The sequence below is a fragment of the Boseongicola sp. genome (genome assembly GCF_057460485.1).
In genome coordinates, this window is sequence record NZ_JBVCWP010000310.1 from 1 (window position 1) to 4,264 (window position 4,264).

General features: G+C 54.9%; 3 protein-coding genes and 1 pseudogene. 1 reads left to right on the top strand and 3 read right to left on the bottom strand.

The features are described from left to right. Positions 1–407 precede the first annotated feature (407 nt). Positions 408–977 (bottom strand): c-type cytochrome, encoded by a 570-nt coding sequence (locus AC221Y_RS20955; RefSeq protein ID WP_486708297.1) that lies wholly within the window; start codon positions 975–977, stop codon positions 408–410. A 510-nt stretch (positions 978–1,487) separates the two neighbouring features. Here AC221Y_RS20955 and AC221Y_RS20960 point away from each other — a divergent pair. Continuing rightward, on the top strand, positions 1,488–2,861 hold the full coding sequence (locus AC221Y_RS20960; RefSeq protein ID WP_486708298.1) for a multicopper oxidase family protein: 1,374 nt from the start codon (positions 1,488–1,490) through the stop codon (positions 2,859–2,861). An 81-nt stretch (positions 2,862–2,942) separates the two neighbouring features. On the opposite strand, the gene AC221Y_RS20965 is transcribed toward AC221Y_RS20960, so the two are convergent. Beyond that, positions 2,943–3,776, bottom strand: a complete 834-nt coding sequence (locus AC221Y_RS20965) for a cation efflux transmembrane domain-containing protein (protein ID WP_486708299.1) — start codon at positions 3,774–3,776, stop codon at positions 2,943–2,945. Between the two features lie 304 nt (positions 3,777–4,080). Next, a pseudogene (locus AC221Y_RS20970) lies at positions 4,081–4,264 on the bottom strand (short-chain dehydrogenase); the annotation flags it as partial.

Genomic DNA, 4,264 nt, shown 5'->3' on the forward strand with positions numbered 1-4,264 from the left:
GCCCCGGCACGCTCTCCAGCAAGATCATAGGCCAGGAGACCGAGCGCAACGGTCAGCAGACCTGTCCCGATGAGCGCGATAACTTGGGCCGAGAAAAGCTTGGCATAGTCTCGATGTAAAAGAATACGCAGCATACATCTGAATATGCAGCAGACGACGCCTACAATAAAGTGGAATCGGTTTGAATGCAGTGGTTCAGGGAGGCGCTAAAACTCTGCTGCGGCTTGGAAAAATAACACCCGCTGTGGGGGCCAAGCGGGCGTTTGCAGCAAATCCAAGCCAAGGGCAGCTATGCGGACAGAACGGAAATTCAGCATATCGGTTCCCGACACTGCATTCGGTCGATGGTGCCGAAGAAACAGGCTGCGTCTTAAACAATCCGCGACGCAGTGCTGCGCAGAGCCGTTCTAGGGAAGCATTTCCCTAAACTTGGGGGGTATATCTGCAACGGTGATCCGCGACTGTAACTCCTGATCGTGGACGAACGCGACGATGTCCGCCAGTTCCTGACCGTCAAGTGATATCATCTCGCCGAGCAAATCCTCTTGCATTTGCACCATCGCCGGCGCTCCCCGCCACATGCGTGCAGCAAATTCGAATGCGTTCATGGGCTGTGGCATATTCTCAGCGTCAAATGAAGGCCCTACCTCACCGCCGACGCCATTAATACTGTGACAAACAATACAGCCTTCTTCCATGAAGGCATCAGCTCCTCTTTGACTATCCATGGTGGGAACGACAAGACCGATGTCGCTCAGGAGATCCATCGTTCTATGCATGTCTTCTTCGGTTACGTCGTCCATTGCAGCGAAATCATGGGCGTGCTCGTGATCCTCATGCATCTCCTGCATCGATTTCAGCATTTCGGCGGGTTCATTTTCATCATGAGAGTGATCGCTGGCGCCACTGGCAAACGCAGTTGTAGCGCCTAAGAGTGCGATAGCAGCGGCACCAGAAAACCCGTTAAAAAATTTCATTGTATCTCTCCCTCTTCTCCGACTGCCACCCGTTAGTGATTTTGGGTATCAAGAACGTGTCTCGGGTGGCCCGATCTGTCCAACCGGTGAGTTATGCTCGCGATGCCTTCATCCTGGAGGCATCGGGTAGCTTGGAATACTTCTGGACCTATCTTTCCAGCATGTCAATGTGACCACTTGGTGTGTTCTCTTGAACGTGAAGAGGATGCCATCGTTCGGTGCATCTGAAAAAACGGAAGACTGCGGCGTAACCGGAGCCTTGTCGCGCCTTTAAGGGCAATTCCACAATCTAAACCAGTACCCTCCCGAAATATCGAAAGGATATAATTGGCCGGTTTTCATGCCGCCCGCGACAGCACGTTGCCGACGCTTCTGTGGTCTGGTATTGCTCCGCCGTTTACAGGCTGATCGGTCACTGGCTCATAAGTCCATATTTGTCTGACACCGGTCAAACTTAACGTTATAAGTGCCTGTAAAATTTACAATGTTTTGGATGAGGAAGTCCCCAGAGTGAAACTGACAAGACGCACTTTTCTTTCGGCGACCACAGCGGCGCTGTTTTTACCTAGGGTTTCGTCAGCGCAGGCTACTCAAGCCCTTCGCGCGACTGCAGGCATTCAACACATCGGGCCGGAAGGCTTTCCCGATACCGAAATCTGGGGATATGACGGCACTGTTGCCGGTCCGACGATAAGAGTTAAGCAGGGCGCAAGAGTTACTCGGGAGTTCGTAAATGATCTGCCGCAAGGGTCATCGGTGCATTGGCACGGCATTCGCATCGACAACAAGATGGATGGAGTCGTTGGTCTGACACAGGATGCTGTCACCCCAGGGGAAACTTTCCTTTACGATTTCACTGTGCCCGACGCCGGAACCTATTGGTATCATCCTCATAACCGCACCTGGGAGCAGATGGCGCGCGGGCTTTATGGGCCGCTGATCGTCGAAGAGTCTGATCCGCCAGAGGTAGACCGGGATGAAGTGTTCCTGATCGACGATTGGCGTCTGACCGGCGAGGGCCGGATTGACGAGAGCTTTGGCCCCTCGATGGACTGGTCGCACGGCGGTCGTTTGGGCAACTGGATAACGATGAATGGCCGCGCCCCTGCCGACCACCCGGTGCAGCACAACGAGCGGGTGCGTTTGCGTCTGGTAAATGTTTCGAACGCACGAATTTACGACTTGGCATTTGACGGCCTGCAGGGAGTGGTCGTTGCTCTTGACGGCCAGCCGCTGGAAGCTCCCATGCAAGCGGATCGCCTTGTTTTGGCTCCGGCGCAACGTGCGGATTTGATCCTTGATGTGACGGCCGCCGAGGGCGACGCAGGCGCACTGGCGATGCAGACCCGCGATCAATTGTATGTTCTTGCCCGTTTTCCGGTCGAGGGATCCGCCAGGAAAACCAGATTGCCAGCACCCGATGCATTGCCTGCAAATCCGGTTCCGGCTTTGGGCGATCTAGAAACAGCCAAGCGTGTTGACCTGTTGATGGAAGGTGGCGCCATGGGCCGTATGCGCGGAGCAATGCTGAATGGTTTAATGAGGGATATGCGGGAACTGGTGTCGAACAATATGTTCTGGGCATTCAACGGAGTCGCTGGCTTGCCCGAAGAGCCTCTTCTCACGGCAGAGCGCGGGGAAACCGTTCGCATCAAGATTATCAATGACACGAGCTTTCCGCACGCCATGCATCTGCACGGTTTCCATTTCCGAAAGATCGAGGAAGACGGCACCCGAGGTCCACTGCGCGACACCCTTCTGGTCGAGAGGGGCGAAATTGCCGAAATAGCCTTTGTGGCCGACAATGCCGGTGATTGGCTGTTCCATTGCCACATGTTGGAACACACAGCGGCGGGCATGTCGACTTGGTTGAAGGTCGTTTAGGAGGTCTTGTCAGAGGAAACTTGGTTTAATCAGGCTGGGCGGGGAAGTTGGGGCGCCGGATGACAAAACACAGCCCCAAGATCATTCACCCTCTGCTTTGCGTATGTCATCTAATGCATCGCGGACGATCACCCATGAAGATTGCAGGAACAGCCCGGCGATCACGAATGCAACGATCAAGTCCGGCCAACGTGAACCTGACCAGGCAACTAAACCCGCCGCGACAACTACTGCTGCATTGCCCAGAGCATCATTGCGCGAGAATAGCCAAACGGCCCGCACGTTGGCGTCGCCAGCGCGATGTGGAACCAAAACCAGAGCGGCGGCGACATTGACTAACAGAGCGACCAACGCAATCATGCCCATCAGGCCTGCTTCGATGGGTATGCCGGCGAAGAGGCGATAGGTAGTGGTGCCGATAACCCCCAGACCAAGAACGCCAAGAAACACGCCTTGGATCAGAGCTGACCGAGCCCGCCACACAATGCTCCAGCCAATAGCAAAGAGACCAACCGAGGTGATCAATCCGTCCCCCAGAAAATCAAGTGCGTCGGCCTTCAGGGCTTGTGAGCCGGACAGAATACCGCCGACCATCTCGATTATCCCGTAACCTACATTCAAACCGATTACGATCCACAGCGCCTGCCGGTAGCCCGCAGTCATGTGGGTTGGTTTTGGCTTTTCGGTCGCTTCATCCTCCGAACGAAGAAGGTCGAGATGATAGCCGGCGTCGGAAACGGCGGACACGACGGCAACCAATCGTTCATCCGTCGGCCTGACGTTCAGAGTGAGTATCTGAGAGGCCAATGAAACGTGAGGGTTATCAACCCCGGCAGCGCGAACGGCCTTCTCGATTTTTGCCGCGCATGATGCGCAATCCATGCCGGTAACACGATATCGAACTGTCTCGGCCAATTGTCAGTCTCTTGTCGCTATTATGTCATTATGTCGTTGATAATTCTGCAATGAAAGCAGCGCAATTGGAGCCTTATCGCGCGAACGGCGCAGTTAAACTTCTGACACCGTGGACCGCTTTGGGCCCGCTTCCATCATTGCCCAGGCCGCGGGGCAAGGGCAAGTGTGCAATACATTCAGGACCTTCCCACCAAATTGAGAAATTGGCGTTTTAGGCCCTCTGTACACATTCGCGACGTATCCGGATGCTACAGCGCAACTTCCGAAAAGCGACCATCCCGGCGCATTTTCCCGTTGCCTTTGATCACCAGGGGAGTTCGTAGCCCTCAGCATGCCAGAAGCCACCGCTGTTCTTGATGTTCAAGGCGTCAATACGCTCGATTATTCCTCGGGCTGAGTCGATCGGGGAGATGCCCTGTCCGCCGGTCAATTCGGTCGCAACCATACCGGGATGGAGCAACCCGACAGCGATGCCACGGGGCATTAGC